Source organism: Pseudoalteromonas sp. BSi20652, assembly GCF_000239855.1.
GTDB lineage: Bacteria > Pseudomonadota > Gammaproteobacteria > Enterobacterales > Alteromonadaceae > Pseudoalteromonas.
The window spans coordinates 48,124-61,885 of sequence record NZ_BADT01000058.1 but is presented as its reverse complement, the minus strand read 5'-3'; the positions used below and the strand labels follow the sequence as shown (position 1 = coordinate 61,885).

General features: G+C 38.0%; 13 protein-coding genes and 1 pseudogene. 13 read left to right on the top strand and 1 reads right to left on the bottom strand.

Going from position 1 to position 13,762, the window contains the following annotated elements; all coding sequences use genetic code 11:
- The 6 genes and pseudogenes from P20652_RS20785 to P20652_RS12960 form a co-directional block, all read left to right on the top strand.
- Positions 1-279: pseudogene (locus tag P20652_RS20785) on the top strand (hypothetical protein); the annotation flags it as partial.
- A 190-nt stretch (positions 280-469) separates the two neighbouring features.
- A complete protein-coding gene (locus tag P20652_RS20780) occupies positions 470-850 on the top strand; it encodes a hypothetical protein (protein WP_237707101.1) in 381 nt (126 codons plus the stop codon).
- 29 nt (positions 851-879) lie between these two features.
- Entirely contained in the window at positions 880-3,234 is a 2,355-nt protein-coding gene (locus P20652_RS12950) for an NAD(P)-binding domain-containing protein (protein WP_008167048.1), read from the top strand.
- Positions 3,227-3,979, top strand: a complete 753-nt coding sequence (locus P20652_RS12955; protein WP_008167046.1) for a glycosyltransferase family 2 protein — start codon at positions 3,227-3,229, stop codon at positions 3,977-3,979. Before P20652_RS12950 ends, P20652_RS12955 begins: the two co-directional genes overlap by 8 nt.
- Positions 3,980-4,374: 395 nt before the next feature.
- Positions 4,375-4,956, top strand: coding sequence for a DUF2064 domain-containing protein (locus P20652_RS17660; protein ID WP_008167042.1), 582 nt, complete (start codon positions 4,375-4,377; stop codon positions 4,954-4,956).
- Between the two features lie 27 nt (positions 4,957-4,983).
- Complete coding sequence (locus P20652_RS12960; RefSeq protein WP_008167040.1) at positions 4,984-5,697, top strand: glycosyltransferase; 714 nt, start codon at positions 4,984-4,986, stop codon at positions 5,695-5,697.
- Between the two features lie 5 nt (positions 5,698-5,702).
- Here the strand turns inward: P20652_RS12960 and P20652_RS12965 are convergent, their stop codons facing one another.
- The gene (locus tag P20652_RS12965; RefSeq protein WP_008167038.1) at positions 5,703-6,569 is read right to left on the bottom strand and encodes a LysR family transcriptional regulator; all 867 of its coding nucleotides are present in this window, start codon (positions 6,567-6,569) and stop codon (positions 5,703-5,705) included.
- Positions 6,570-6,695: 126 nt separating this feature from the next.
- Between P20652_RS12965 and P20652_RS12970 the strand changes: the two genes are divergently transcribed.
- The 7 genes from P20652_RS12970 (at position 6,696) to P20652_RS13005 (ending at position 13,670) form a co-directional block, all read left to right on the top strand.
- The gene (locus P20652_RS12970; RefSeq protein ID WP_008167036.1) at positions 6,696-7,196 is read left to right on the top strand and encodes a lactoylglutathione lyase family protein; all 501 of its coding nucleotides are present in this window, start codon (positions 6,696-6,698) and stop codon (positions 7,194-7,196) included.
- Positions 7,197-7,394: 198 nt separating this feature from the next.
- Complete coding sequence (locus P20652_RS12975) at positions 7,395-7,832, top strand: N-acetyltransferase (RefSeq protein WP_008167034.1); 438 nt, start codon at positions 7,395-7,397, stop codon at positions 7,830-7,832.
- A gap of 25 nt (positions 7,833-7,857) precedes the next feature.
- Entirely contained in the window at positions 7,858-9,276 is a 1,419-nt protein-coding gene (locus tag P20652_RS12980) for a serine hydrolase (RefSeq protein ID WP_008167031.1), read from the top strand.
- Positions 9,277-9,585: 309 nt separating this feature from the next.
- A complete protein-coding gene (locus tag P20652_RS12985; RefSeq protein WP_008167029.1) occupies positions 9,586-10,560 on the top strand; it encodes a transposase in 975 nt (324 codons plus the stop codon).
- Between the two features lie 491 nt (positions 10,561-11,051).
- On the top strand, positions 11,052-11,474 hold the full coding sequence (locus P20652_RS12990; RefSeq protein WP_008167025.1) for a hypothetical protein: 423 nt from the start codon (positions 11,052-11,054) through the stop codon (positions 11,472-11,474).
- A gap of 695 nt (positions 11,475-12,169) precedes the next feature.
- Positions 12,170-12,793: a fused MFS/spermidine synthase gene (locus tag P20652_RS13000; protein ID WP_008167021.1), complete on the top strand. Its 624-nt coding sequence runs from the start codon at positions 12,170-12,172 to the stop codon at positions 12,791-12,793.
- Positions 12,786-13,670: a spermidine synthase gene (locus tag P20652_RS13005; protein ID WP_008167020.1), complete on the top strand. Its 885-nt coding sequence runs from the start codon at positions 12,786-12,788 to the stop codon at positions 13,668-13,670. The genes P20652_RS13000 and P20652_RS13005 overlap by 8 nt, the downstream gene beginning before the upstream one ends.
- Positions 13,671-13,762: the final 92 nt, after the last annotated feature.

Genomic DNA, 13,762 nt, shown 5'->3' with positions numbered 1-13,762 from the left:
CTTGCAGGGTTATTAACGGTGTATGTGTCGGCTTTAGTATTAAAAAAGGCCAACAAATTAAATAATTTAGCACTTGTTGCGTTGTCGCCATTACTGATTTTAGAAACTGGTGTTGGGTTACATATAGATGCTTTTTCTGCATTGGCAGTGATTGTCGCAATTTATTTTTGGCAGCGACAATCACTTTTATATTGCGGTATCGCTATTGGTATTGGTATGTCGCTGAAAATTTTACCCGTTATGTTATTACTGCCATTATTTTTTTACAAAAATCATTAAAACCCGCTTTAATTTTGGTGCTCAGCTGGGTTACGACTGTCGCGCTAATTTATGGTATTACCATTGCGCTTGGGTATGTACCCGTAGGCAGTATTAGTGTTTTTTTGAAAAATGGCGTAATGCGTCCCCTATTTTTACTGCACTTGATTCTCTACTAACCAATTATCAGGTTGTTTTAGCTCTGTTTGTTATGGGAGTTATAGCGGTGTTGTTTATTGCTTATACAAGTTTTAAATACAGTAAAACCCGATACATGAGTAAATCGGTTATTTATTTGTGTATGCAAGCAGCCTTGGCTTTGCCCCTTATATTAAGCCCTGTGCTTTTTCCTTGGTATTTACTCCCGTTAGTTCCCTTGCTTGCCTTGCGCCCAAATATTTATTTACTTGCTTGGTTATTACTTATGCCCATGACATACGAAGTACTCGGTAATTTCCTTTGCTGTCAACAATGGCAACCTGCGCTTTGGCCTGTTGTGCTTTTAGGTGTTTTATACGTGTTAACGTTATTGGGGCTGATTTATTACGGCATTAAAAAGACTTCAAAGATGAATCACATTGATAATTCATAAACATAAAACTTTATATTGGAATATACAAATTGAACATTATTAATAATTATTATCACTGGTTGCACGGACAATGGCCTGATCGCACTGTAGAAAAGCAACCATTAGTGAATGCAGATGGCACAACCAATATTAAAGGTGTGTATGTTGTTGGTGATTTAACGGGTATTCCTTTACTTAAATTCTCCAGCGATACGGGCGCTAAAGCTATTCGCTCTATTATTGCCGATACTACTTTTAGTAACCGTACGCAAACAACTGATGTTGTAGATGTTATTGTTATTGGTGGTGGCGTTAGTGGATATTCTGCCGCTATTGAAGGTAAAAAACAGCAGCTTAATGTTACGTTGTTAGAAAGTAATAAACCATTTTCAACGATTGAAAATTTTCCTAATAATAAACCTATTTATACTTACCCCACTCACATGAAGCCTGAAGGCGAATTACAATTTTCAAATAAAGTAAGTCATAAAGAAAACCTGTTAACCGAACTTAAAGAGCAAACTACTGCCCACAATATTGAAGCTAGACTGGCGCAAGTTAGCCATGTAAATAAAGAGGGCAACAAACTACGTGTTACTTTAGATAATGGTGATAGCTTAATGGCTCATCGCGTGATTGTTGCTATTGGGCGCTCTGGTAATTATCGAAAATTGAATGTTGAAGGTGAAGATTTACCAAAGGTAGCAAATCGTTTTATTGACGCACAATATTATAAAGATAAAGAACTATTAATCGTTGGCGGAGGTGATAGCGCATTAGAGGCTGCGATTGCAACAGCAGAGGCAGGCGCTAAAGTTACTTTATCTTATCGACAAAATCAGTTTAATCGGGCAAAACCAGAGAATGTCGAACAAGTAACTCAATTGGTAAAAGATGACAAAGTGACGCTTAAAATGGCGACTCAAGTCAGTAAAATTTCACCACGGTCTGTGCAGTTAAAAAATAAAGATGGTATAGATGAAATATTAGATAACGATAGCGTGTTGTTAGCAACTGGTCGTGAAGCCCCGCTAGATTTCTTCAGACGTTCAAAAATGGATATCAGTGGCGAAAGCACATGGTCTGGCTGGGCTTTCTTTGCCCTTTTTTTAGTTGCATTAACTGCACTATACGATTGGAAAGGCTATGGTTTTTTAAATTCATTTTGGAGTACTTTTTCTTATCCCGACCAAATGCCAACCCTAATTACAGGCTTTGGTGAATGGTGGCAGTTGCAAGTGAATGATCGCAGTACCTTAATTGGCACAATAGCGGTTTCTTTAAAAAGTCGTTCGTTTTACTACACCGTTCTTTATACCCTATTAATTGGTATTTTTGGTTGGCAACGAATTAAACGACGAAAAACACCTTATGTAACAGTACAAACGTCAGTTTTGTTTGCGATTCAATTGTTTCCATTATTTTTATTGCCAGAAATAATTTTACCATTACTTGGCTATAACGGTGTATTTGATGCAGGAATAGGCAAAAGCTTTGCCGATGCGTTGTTTCCCAGTTATATCTCAGCGCAAGAACTTGCGACTCACACATGGCCTGAATGGGGGCACCCACGCGCTTATTGGCATGCATATAGTTTTATCTTCGCTTGGCCGTTAGGTGTGTATACCGTATTTACCGACACTCCCCAAGTTGCTTGGTTAGTTATTGGGGCTATTCAAACATTCGTTATTATTCCAATTATTGTGATGAAGTGGGGCAAAGGCGCTTATTGTAGTTGGATTTGCTCTTGCGGTGCTATGGCTGAAACTATGGGAGATAAGCAACGCCATAAAATGCCACACGGTTCTAAGTGGAATAAGCTAAATATGCTTGGTCAGTTCATTTTATTAATAGCGGCAGTGTTATTAGTCATTCGTGTTTTAGGGTGGATATATCCTGAGTCATGGATGAACCATATGTTTAATCTGTTTTTAAAAGGCGAGAACAAGGACTACCAATTAGTAAACGCATTTAGTTATAAGTGGGTTGTTGATATTTTATTAGCCGGTATTTTAGGGTTTGGCCTTTATTTTAAATACTCAGGGCGTACATGGTGTCGATTTGCTTGTCCATTAGCGGCATTAATGCATATATACAGTCGCTTTGGTCGCTTTGCTATTGTTAGTGAAAAATCGAAATGTATTAGTTGTAATCAATGTACAACTGTATGCCATCAAGGCATTGATGTTATGGCTTTTGCAAGTAAAGGCCAACCAATGACCGATCCACAATGCGTTCGTTGCTCCGCCTGTGTACAAACCTGCCCAACAGGCACATTGTCTTTTGCTGAAATAAACCGAAAAACTTCCGCCATTATCAAAAAAGATACACTCGCAGCTAGCCCTGTGCAAATGTCTGAAAAATCACGTGGCGGCGTTAACATTATTGAGATTAAAAATGTATAAAGGTCATAAAGTTGCCGTTGTTATTCCTGCTCTTAACGAAGAGCAAGCTATTTCCATTGTGGTCAGAAATTTGATTACTTTAATGTTTGATGAGCAGGCGGTTATTGATAACGTTATTGTTTGTGACAATGGTTCCACAGACAACACTGCAAAAGTAGCAACCGCTAATGGTGCTCAAGTTGTTCATCAAAGTACACCTGGTTATGGTATTGCTTGTTTAACCGCCATCGCTAAGCTTCCCTCATGCGATATTGTACTTTTTGTAGATGGTGATGATTCTTGCTTTGTGGATCAAGCCCTTTCATTACTAAATGGGATTGTTAATGGTGACGATCTTGCTATTGGATCAAGAACCTTAGGCACCATTGAAAATGGAGCTTTAACTAAACCACAACTTTTTGGTAACTGGCTATCTAGTCACTTAATAACATTATTTTGGCAGCAAAAAATAACTGATTTAGGGCCATTTAGGGCCATTCGTTTGTCGTCGCTACACGCTTTAAATATGGCTGATACCTCGTTTGGCTGGACTGTAGAAATGCAAGTTAAAGCGATCATTCTTGGTATGCAAGTGAGCGAATACGCTGTTGACTCTAAAGTGCGAATAGGTCAATCAAAAATTAGCGGCACAGTGACGGGCTCAATTAAAGCTGGTATCGGTATTTTATCCATGATCGCAACATTATTTATTCGCCAATCCAGTATTAAAAATACAGCGCAGCTTAGAGGTAGTGAGTATGAATAAGCGTGGGATAAGTTACAACCGAGCAACAAAGAGTAAGTCGTCTCTAGGATGGCTCAAGGGTAGCGCATGCTTGGAATTGATGCTCAGTTATTGCCTATTTATGGGAAATAACAACACAGTACTGCCTGAAAAAACAAACAAATGGCTGCAAATTTAGCCTAGAAAGATAAACAAGCCCTAGTTATAAATGCGAATTACAAAATTATTAGTGCTACGTGAGCTGTGATTAAAATGAATAAAATAAACCAAAGTAATAAAGCGTCAAAACAAACAATTAAATTAGTTTTAAACCAAGCGACGTTAGTTGTTTTTGTAAGCGGCCTAAACTCAATCAAGGTAAGCAGCGGCTTGTTGAAGGGTCGAATGCACAATGCGCACTTAAAATTGCACATGCATTGTTAGCATGCGCAATAGAGGATGCCAATAATTGGCAAGGGCCTGTTGTTATTGCTTGTTCAAACGAAAGCGATACGCAGTGGGCACATTCTTTAGTAAGTAATGCTCACGTAATAGCGCAGTTACCGCTTGGGCAATTAGGTAACTTAGGCGATAGATTAAACTATGTTGATAATCAGCTACGAGAACAAGGGCATGACCAATTAGTGTTCATAGGTACTGACGCCCCAATACTCAATCATCAATATTTTGAGGCAACAATTAGTGCATTACAAAGTAATGACGTAGCTTTGCATCACGCTGATGATGGTGGCGTCATCATTATGGCTAACAAAGTACCTTGGCCAGTATTAACCCATTTACCTTGGAGCACGAATGAATTATCGCAATCATTATCACATCAGTGTAGGCAGAATAAATTATCGGTGAAATATTGCTTACCTGGTTACGATATTGATTATGTTAGCGATCTTAAAAAATTATTGATTGATCTACAGTCAGATACTCGCCCAGCACGTAAAGCACTATTACGTACAATTAATGAACTATTCTCGCTCGCTAAAGTGAGTTTTCATGAGTAATATTCTGAACTATGAGGTTATAAAAGTATGTTAAGTATTATTATTCCTACTTTAAATGAAGAAAAAACAGGGTATTTACAACGGATCCTCAAGGCGTATCAACATTTAAAAAACTGCGAAATAATTTGTGTGGATGGGGGAAGCACCGATAACACCATCGATATAATTAATGCTGCGGGCGTGTGCTTAATTAAAACCGATATAGCATCACGAGCAGGCCGGCTCAATGCGGGTATTGTGCAAGCAAATGCTGACACAATTGTGCTTCATCACCCTCGTAGCATAATTGATATTGCAGGGTTGAATGCGTTAAACAAACACGCAGATCAGATGTCGTGGGGGGCATTTACCCATAAATTTAATATACGCCATCCATTACTTCAGTTTACCTCTTGGTATTCTAATTATATTCGCGGTGATAAACGGGGAGTGTATTATTTAGACCATTGTTTATTTGCAAAAAAACAACTTCTACTCGACGTAGGTATGTTGCCGCTAATAGATATTTTTGAAGATACAGAGCTATGTTTACGGCTTAAACTCAAATGTAAAGCAAGGCGTTTACCGTTTTTCAGCGAAACCTCTGCAATACGTTTTCAAGTTAACGGACTCTATCGACAAGCTTTAACTAATCAGTACATGAAATGGCTATATTATTTTAACCGTTCAGATACAGCGATGAATAAGCGCTATGAAAAAGGTATTCAGCTCAATACCCAATATGACGAAAGACAAAAATAAGACCTTTAACTTGACTTAATTAGCTCAATCACTGTATTCATCCGTTTTGCCAGCGGCCTCTTTCGGTGGTGGCACACATAGATAGTCTCATTAACGGGATTTGCTAAATAGTGCGTTTTAATAAGCTCAGGCTTATTAAAAGCACCTACCGCGTTGGCAGGTAATATCGTAAAGCCAAGCCCTAAACTTACTGGTTCTAGTATTAAACTAATTTGGTTAGAAAATCCCGTCTGCTTTATTTGGTTAATATGCTCAAACTCACTATAGTTTTCGCTCAATAACAACTGCGCATGGTGTTTCGCGTCGGGATGACCTATAAATCCTAAATTACATAATATTTGCCACGTTGGAATTTTAATTGTTGCGGGTGTTATGAGTAATAGCGCTTCTTTACCAATTTTGTGGCTTGTTATTTCGCTAAGCGTAGGTGGATGAGTTAAAAAGCCAATATCGGCGCTGTGGTTTGCCACAGCTTGCTCCACACTCACATTTGGCGCAAAACGGTAATCAATAATCAGTTCTTTATGCTCAGATTGCAGTGCTAATAATTGATTATAAAACTTTAAACCACAACTACCCGGCGATTGAATCTTTACCGCTCCGCTGTACGGCGAATCATCTTTTAATTGTTGTTCTAAAAACTGCCAATCTTTAAGAAGTTGACTGCCCTGCTGATATAAGTTTTGGCCCTGAGGCGTGAGTGAAAACTGCTTACCGTGGCGCTCAAGTAAAGCACAATCAACTTGTTGCTCTAGCTTTTTAATGTGCTGACTCACGCCCGACTGCGTCATATAAAGGCGCTCGGCGGTTTGGGTAAAATGATTTACCTCAACTAAGGTGCAAAATGTGTTTAACCATGTAGGGTTTATCATTACAAAACGTACTCAAAATGATGATTAATGATAATTTTACTCAATGCTTCCCTGTTCGTAAACTAACTCCATCAACTAGTCATAAGATTAGTCACTAGCTAAGTCACAAGTTAAAGAGGAAGTATTATGAGTCATACATATCCACGTAGTTTTTCGCACATAGGGATTTCGGTTCCCGACGTTGAAAAAGCAGTCGAGTTTTACACTAAGGTTATGGGTTGGTACACCATAATGGAACCCACTTTAATTACTGAAGACAAAAGCCCCATTGGCGAAATGTGTACCGAAGTATTTGGCGAAAAGTGGGAAAAATTTAAAATAGCGCACCTATCTACAGGGGATCGTATTGGTGTCGAAATTTTTGAATTTAAAAACCAAGAAAACCCAAAAAACAACTTTGAATACTGGAAAACAGGCATCTTTCATTTTTGTGTTCAAGACCCAGATGTAGAAGGCCTAGCAGAGCGTATTGTAGAAGCTGGCGGTAAAAAACGTATGCAAGCCCCTCGTTATTACTACCCGGGTGAAAAGCCGTACCGCATGATCTACATGGAAGACCCGTTTGGCAACATCCTTGAGATTTACAGCCACAGCTACGAGCTTATTTACAGCGCAGGCGCTTACTAAACGTACCTAGTTTAAAGCACTTAGCTAAAAACAAAGACCGCAGTATTTATTACTGCGGCCTTGTTGTTTTAAATAGGTGTGTAGGTCGTTATTTAGGCAAATTTAAGGGTGTATAAAAATCAATTTCTTCATTTATTTGATTATAGGTACATACACTGATAGCTTACTAATCACACAAAGTTGTACTGAAGGAAAAGCATGAAACTGTCATTGGAAGATATCACCGCCGATAACTACGAAGCGATATGCGATTTAGAGGTTGCTAAAACACAAGAAGAATACGTAGCGTGTAATATGTGGTCGTTAGTTGAGGCTCACTACAATGGCGGGTATACCTGTAAAGCTATTTACCTAAATGCTCTGCCAGTAGGCTTTTTTATGTGGGTACAAGAAACCCCTACAAAGGTTTCTATTTGGCGCTTTATGGTGGATCAAACTCATCAAAATAAAGGCATTGGGCGCAAAGCCCTCAATATGGCTATTGAAGAGATTAAAACGACTTCTAAGCTTGAACAAATTGAAATTTGTTATAACCCGCAAAACCCAATAGCTAAAGACTTTTATACAAGTTTTGGGTTTGAAGAAGTTGGCTTCGATGAGGATGACGACGATATGTTAGCGGTTATTAAGCTATAATTTTAATTATTAAAAAGGGATTTTTATGAAGCATCTTATTACTGGTTTAGTTGTACTTTGCCTATCTTATACGGCTCATAGTAATGAAAATACAGCGCAAAATTTCATTACTGTTTTTAACGAGGGGCAGCAGAGTGAAGTTATTGATTTTCTCTCAAATAATATGTCTCAGAGTAGAATAGAGACCTACGGCCTCGATGCTTATGTTGGAGTATTTTTAAACGAGAAAAATACTTACGGTAAACTAAAAGTATTAGAATACTTACCAGAAAAAAATAATAATGATCGTATACGTGTTATTTCTCAAAATAATAACCTTGAATATGAGCTTGTTATAAATAAACAAAGCTCACCTCCTCACAAAATTAACTACAGCAGTTTTAATGATGTTGAGTCAAAAAATATAAAAAATGCTTCACTCACCACAAAAAGCCTTAGCCAAGAATTAGCACAATTTATTGATCACTTAGATAGTAACAACGCGTTTTCTGGTGCTGTATTAGTCGCTAAAGGCCAAAATGTTTTATTTCAAAAGGCGGTAGGTTATGCCAGCAAAGAGTGGCAGGTTAAAAATAATTTAGAGACTAAGTTTTCTTTAGGCTCTATGAATAAAATGTTTACCGCTATAGCGGCGTTGCAACTTGTTGAAAAAGGCAAACTCAAACTCGACGATAAGCTAGTTAACTTTGTGGATAAAAGCTGGCTCCCTGAAGGCGATACAGATTTAATTACTGTTAGGCACCTTTTAACACACACGTCTGGATTAGGTAACTTTTTTAATGAAGAATTTAATGCCAGTAACAAAGAGGCATATCGTGACCTTTCAGCTTATAAACCCCTAGTGGCAAGTACCCCTCTTCTTTTTAAACCGGGCACACGAAATCGATACAGTAATTCAGGAATGCTCATGCTTGGGCTTATAGTTGAAAGTGTATCCGAGGAATCTTATTACAGCTATGTAGATAAGCATATTTATAAAAAAGCGGGTATGCAAAATTCGGGGAGCTTTGCATTAGATGATGTAAACAATAACCTAGCAACGGGTTATTTAAAACGAATGCATAGCAATGGTTGGGTGAATAGTATTTACACCAGAGCTATTAAAGGCAGCCCTGCCGGTGGAGGTTTTTCGACGGTTGGGGACTTACATCGTTTTTCTTTGGCGTTAACACAATTTAAATTATTAAATAAAGAGTTAACACAATCAGCTTATAGTGAAAAAACACAACATAATTCAGCGCCTTGGTATGGTTATGGTTTTTCAATCGGTGGAACCGATACTAATAGAATTATAGGGCATGGCGGTGCATATTTAGGTGTTGATGCGCGGTTAGACATATATTTAGACGATGACTTCATTGTTGTTATTTTAGCTAATCAGTCAGATGTAGTGTCACCGGTAAGAAGAAAAATCAACGAATTGATTTCTCAATATGAGTCCTAAACAACTTCAAATTGGAGTAACAGCCATCATAAGGCCATTTGCAAAGAACGATTTTTTAGCCGTTCAAAACATATATCAGCAAGGTATTGATACCGACAACGCGACCTTTCAAACTAAAGCGAAAAGTTGGCAGCAGTGGAATAGCTCTATGCTTAACTGTTGTCGCCTTGTGACAATTAACAAGACACCCACTTTAAATTTTGTGTGACAATTAACAAGGACAATTAACAAGACACCCACTTTAAATTTTGTACTTTTCGAAGTTAGAGGCTAGCCTTTATATAGTGTAAAAAGTAAGCAGAGTGTCATATGGCAATTGCAAGAAAGCGTCAAATAAGTTTGGTTGATACAAAATATTATCACTGTATTTCGCGTTGCGTGCGCCGTGCATTTTTATGTGGCGAAGACCGTTTTACTGGCCAATCTTACGAGCACCGCAGAGGCTGGGTTGAAGATAAACTACTTGAGTTAGCCAAGGTATTTTGTATTGATGTGTGTGCTTACGCTGTAATGAGTAATCATGCGCATTTAGTACTGTATGTTGATGACAAAAAAGCGAATCGGTTGAATGATAAAGCCATTATTATTCGTTGGCATAAGCTTTGTAAAGGCACCGCTCTTGCACAAAAATACATACAGGGCGAAAAGCTAAGTAAAGCTGAACTTATCTTTTTTAACCAAACAGTAAACCAATACCGCGAGCGTCTATCAAGTATTAGCTGGTTTATGCGATTACTAAATGAAGATATTGCCCGCAGAGCAAATAAAGAAGATAACTGCACAGGCCGCTTTTGGGAGGGGCGCTTTACGTCTCAAGCATTATTAGATGAAGCAGCTCTTGCGGCTTGTATGGCCTATGTAGATTTAAACCCCATTAGAGTGAAAATGGCTAACACCCCAGAGGAGTCAGACCATACCAGTGTCCAACAACGTCTAACATATGCAAAAGAAGGCAAACAACCAAAACAGCTCCTTCGCTTTGCAGGCATGCCACGCCAAATTATGCCAAAAGGGCTCCCGTTTGAGCTTAAATCGTACCTAGAACTTGTTGAGCTAACAGGGCGAATAATGCGAGAGGACAAACGCGGGCATATTGATAATATGAACCTTCCCTTGCTCGAAAGAGTGAATATATCCCCCGAAAACTGGTTAAAACTCACCACGCAATTTACGCGCGTATTTCGTGGTGCAGTAGGCAGGCCAAGTTCACAAGCAAGTTACTGTAAAAATTTAAACAGAAAGCGGCGGGCGAATATCAGTAACTGCGAAAAACTACTGGCATAAAATTTAAATTACTCAGTAAAACTGTTCAGTAATAAATCACAACTGCACCATGCAGTCATTTTTATGAGCCGAATTTAGGTTTAAGCGTGCTAATTTGTTTTTTATGGATGAAATGTAAATAACCGAGTAATAAAAGATAAATTCTTAACCTATAAATCAAATTCAATGGCAGCGTTTTGTTTATTTAATTAAAGTGGCTATCTAGTTTAGTCTAGTTTTACGAAATAACTTCGGGTGGTTGGTTTGACTTAGAGAGTAAGCGTAATGGTTTTTTGCTATCGGGTAATTCAGAAGTAACGGAATATTTAGTGGTTGGTGTCAATTATTGTGTAAGCATTTTTGGTTGGGAAAAGCCAAGTGTCCAGCAAAGTACGCGCTAACAAACTCATGACAAAAGGACAAAAAACAATTGGTTTTGCTCCTTCGCCGCTAATTTTAACCAGCTGTAATTAGACTGTTATATGCCTAAATTAATATAAAAGGATCTTGCTATGTCTATGACACTTTATGTAATTTTATCACTCAGTGATGTTCCAAATACAAATGATCTTAATGATTTAGCAAAGCAGTTAAATACTCCTGTTTATTATGTGAAAAACGTAGAGTTAAAGAACCACACAGGCTTTCTTCCTGTTAAATTAAAAACGGAGGACTCGGGTGTGGAAACTTATATATCATCTTATTCAGAGTTTACTGACTATTTCCCCAATTTTGATTCTTCCTTATATAAAAAACCAGTTGTTATTACATTTCGCTGGGGAGGAGATCTAAATGAAATGGCTATCGCTTTAAATTCTGCGTACCTACTTGGATACGAAAAGCAATCCGCAGTTTTTGAACCACAAAGCGGTATTTTTCTAACAAACGAACAAGTTAAAGAAGGTGCTGTGGCTTTACTCGGCAACGGCATATAACAACATGCCCTGAGGTGGACGACTAGTAAAATTTAGCTATTAATAGCAAATTTTAACCGTGGTGAGCGTCTGGGTTTTAAGAGTACTAAATACGTCGACTCATCATAAGGAGTATTTTTTCCCACACCTAAATACAATCCTTATCTATTTAAATGCCAGTGATTTAATAATGCCGTTATGTGGCTTCCCCTTGTCTTTGTGTTGCGCATAATACGCCTTAGCCCAAAACGAATAACGAATATAAAAGCCAGCCCATTTTACAAATTTTTGCTTTAAAAAATAGGCAATTATAACGCCAATGAGTCCACATTTTGACAGTGCGCTCAATAGCCGTCCCATAGGTTCATATATCATAATTTTTTAATGTTCGCTTATCTCGCAAAGTGGAATACCCTTTAGCTGAGAGTCGCTACATAAAGGTTATTAAAAAATGCAAAGTGCTGGGTAGTTCAACGTGATTGTATTTTTCATCAACTAGCGACCTCCTAAATTTTACTACGAGTCACTTTTAGCCTGCGCTGTGCGTTTATACATAGCAAATTTAAGTCATTGCTGAGCTACTTTGTTGTATACCGCTAATTATTAAATACGGCTAATTTGTTTTTAAAAGGTTCTTCCTGAGTGGTTTTTACACTGGCGGGCATGTTTACATCACGTTAGTATGGAACTCTATTAAGTTACCAAACGATAATTACATGACTTTAAATACAAACGCATTAATTTATTTTTTAGCCTTTTGCAGTGGTTTTTGCATTATGGGAATTGAGCTTTTAGGCGGGCGAATACTTGCGCCTTTTTTTGGAAGCAGTGTACATATTTGGGGCAGTATTATTACTGTGTTTATGCTCAGCTTATCATTTGGTTATTTACTTGGTGGTAAGTTAAGTACTCAAAATGCATCGCTGACTAAATATGGTTTAATATTTTTAGTCGCCAGTATCATGGTGGTGCCAATTACGCTGTTTTCGCAGCCGATAATGGAATTTATATTCACCCATATTGAAGATAGCCGCTATGGCTCGCTGTTAGCTTCAACTGCATTATTTTTCATTCCAACAATTATTTTAGGAATGATTTCGCCCTACTCTGTGCGCTTACTGGTAACCGATAGCGATAAAAGTGGTCAAGTGGCTGGCCGTTTATACTTTGTAAGTACGCTTGGTAGTGCACTGGGTACTATTATCACCTCTTTTTACTTTGTACTGGCGTTCGACGTAAACACAATTATTAGCGCCTTTGCTTTAACGCTTGGATCGCTTGGCTTGCTGGCTATTGTTATTAACACTTTGGTTAATAAAAAGGAAGTTGCTCATGTTTAAATACTTGCTACTGCCGTTAATAGTGTTTTCGAGCTTTACGTTTAGTGAGGTTATTCATGAAGAACGCTCGCTTTATCGTAATATTATTGTTGAAGAAACGGGTAATTTACGTTGTCTTAAGTTTAATACTAAAAGTTCTCAAACTAGCCAAAGCTGTATGTATAAAAATGATCCCGACAAACTTGTTTTTAATTATACCAAGCTTACTTTTGCGAGCCTTTTAGTGATCGACGATCCTAAAAATGTACTTATTATAGGGTTAGGTGGCGGTACGCTTTCTAATGTTATTCACGAGCTATACCCTGCTGCAAAAATTCATAACGTAGAAATTGATCCAGCGGTTACAAAGGTGGCACGTGATTACTTTAACTTTATTGAAAACAATGTGGTTACATCAAGTGTGCAAGACGGTCGTATTTTTATAAAGCGCGCTGCGATTAAAAAAGAAAAATACGATTGGATTATTTTAGATGCCTTTAATGGCGACTATATACCTGAGCATTTACTTACCAAAGAGTTTTTTGAAGAAGTGCAAAGTGTTTTAGCTGAGGACGGTGTCATTGCGGCCAATACGTTTTCAAGCAGTAAGCTTTACGAGCATGAGTCGGCAACGTACCACGCTGTATTTGGCGACTTTATAAATGTGAGTCGTGAAAATCGTAGTAACCGTATTATTTTAGCGGGGCTTAAAGCACCGCCAACCAACGAGCAAATAAACGTTCGCGTAAAAGCGTTAGCATCGCGACTAGGAAAATACGATATAGACATAAAAGTAATTAGTGAGTTTATGGACTTCACTAAAGACGGGCAAGATTGGCCTGCTAATACCAAGGTGCTGACTGACCAATATTCTCCTGCTAACTTGCTAAACTTTTAGCCTTTTTAATGCCTGATAGCCCTATCAGGCATTTTTCTCTTATTTTAATCGCTCCTTGTGGGTTTATTACCTTTTCTTAAGACTTCCTTAAG

Coding starts and splice junctions, on each gene's coding strand:
- P20652_RS12965 (WP_008167038.1), bottom strand. CDS start 6,569: ATGATAAACCCTACATGGTTAAACACATTTTGCACCTTAGTTGAGGTA.
- P20652_RS12975 (WP_008167034.1), top strand. CDS start 7,395: ATGAAACTGTCATTGGAAGATATCACCGCCGATAACTACGAAGCGATA.
- P20652_RS12960 (WP_008167040.1), top strand. CDS start 4,984: ATGTTAAGTATTATTATTCCTACTTTAAATGAAGAAAAAACAGGGTAT.
- P20652_RS20780 (WP_237707101.1), top strand. CDS start 470: ATGGGAGTTATAGCGGTGTTGTTTATTGCTTATACAAGTTTTAAATAC.
- P20652_RS12980 (WP_008167031.1), top strand. CDS start 7,858: ATGAAGCATCTTATTACTGGTTTAGTTGTACTTTGCCTATCTTATACG.
- P20652_RS13000 (WP_008167021.1), top strand. CDS start 12,170: ATGACTTTAAATACAAACGCATTAATTTATTTTTTAGCCTTTTGCAGT.
- P20652_RS12985 (WP_008167029.1), top strand. CDS start 9,586: ATGGCAATTGCAAGAAAGCGTCAAATAAGTTTGGTTGATACAAAATAT.
- P20652_RS12955 (WP_008167046.1), top strand. CDS start 3,227: ATGTATAAAGGTCATAAAGTTGCCGTTGTTATTCCTGCTCTTAACGAA.
- P20652_RS12990 (WP_008167025.1), top strand. CDS start 11,052: ATGTCTATGACACTTTATGTAATTTTATCACTCAGTGATGTTCCAAAT.
- P20652_RS12970 (WP_008167036.1), top strand. CDS start 6,696: ATGAGTCATACATATCCACGTAGTTTTTCGCACATAGGGATTTCGGTT.
- P20652_RS13005 (WP_008167020.1), top strand. CDS start 12,786: ATGTTTAAATACTTGCTACTGCCGTTAATAGTGTTTTCGAGCTTTACG.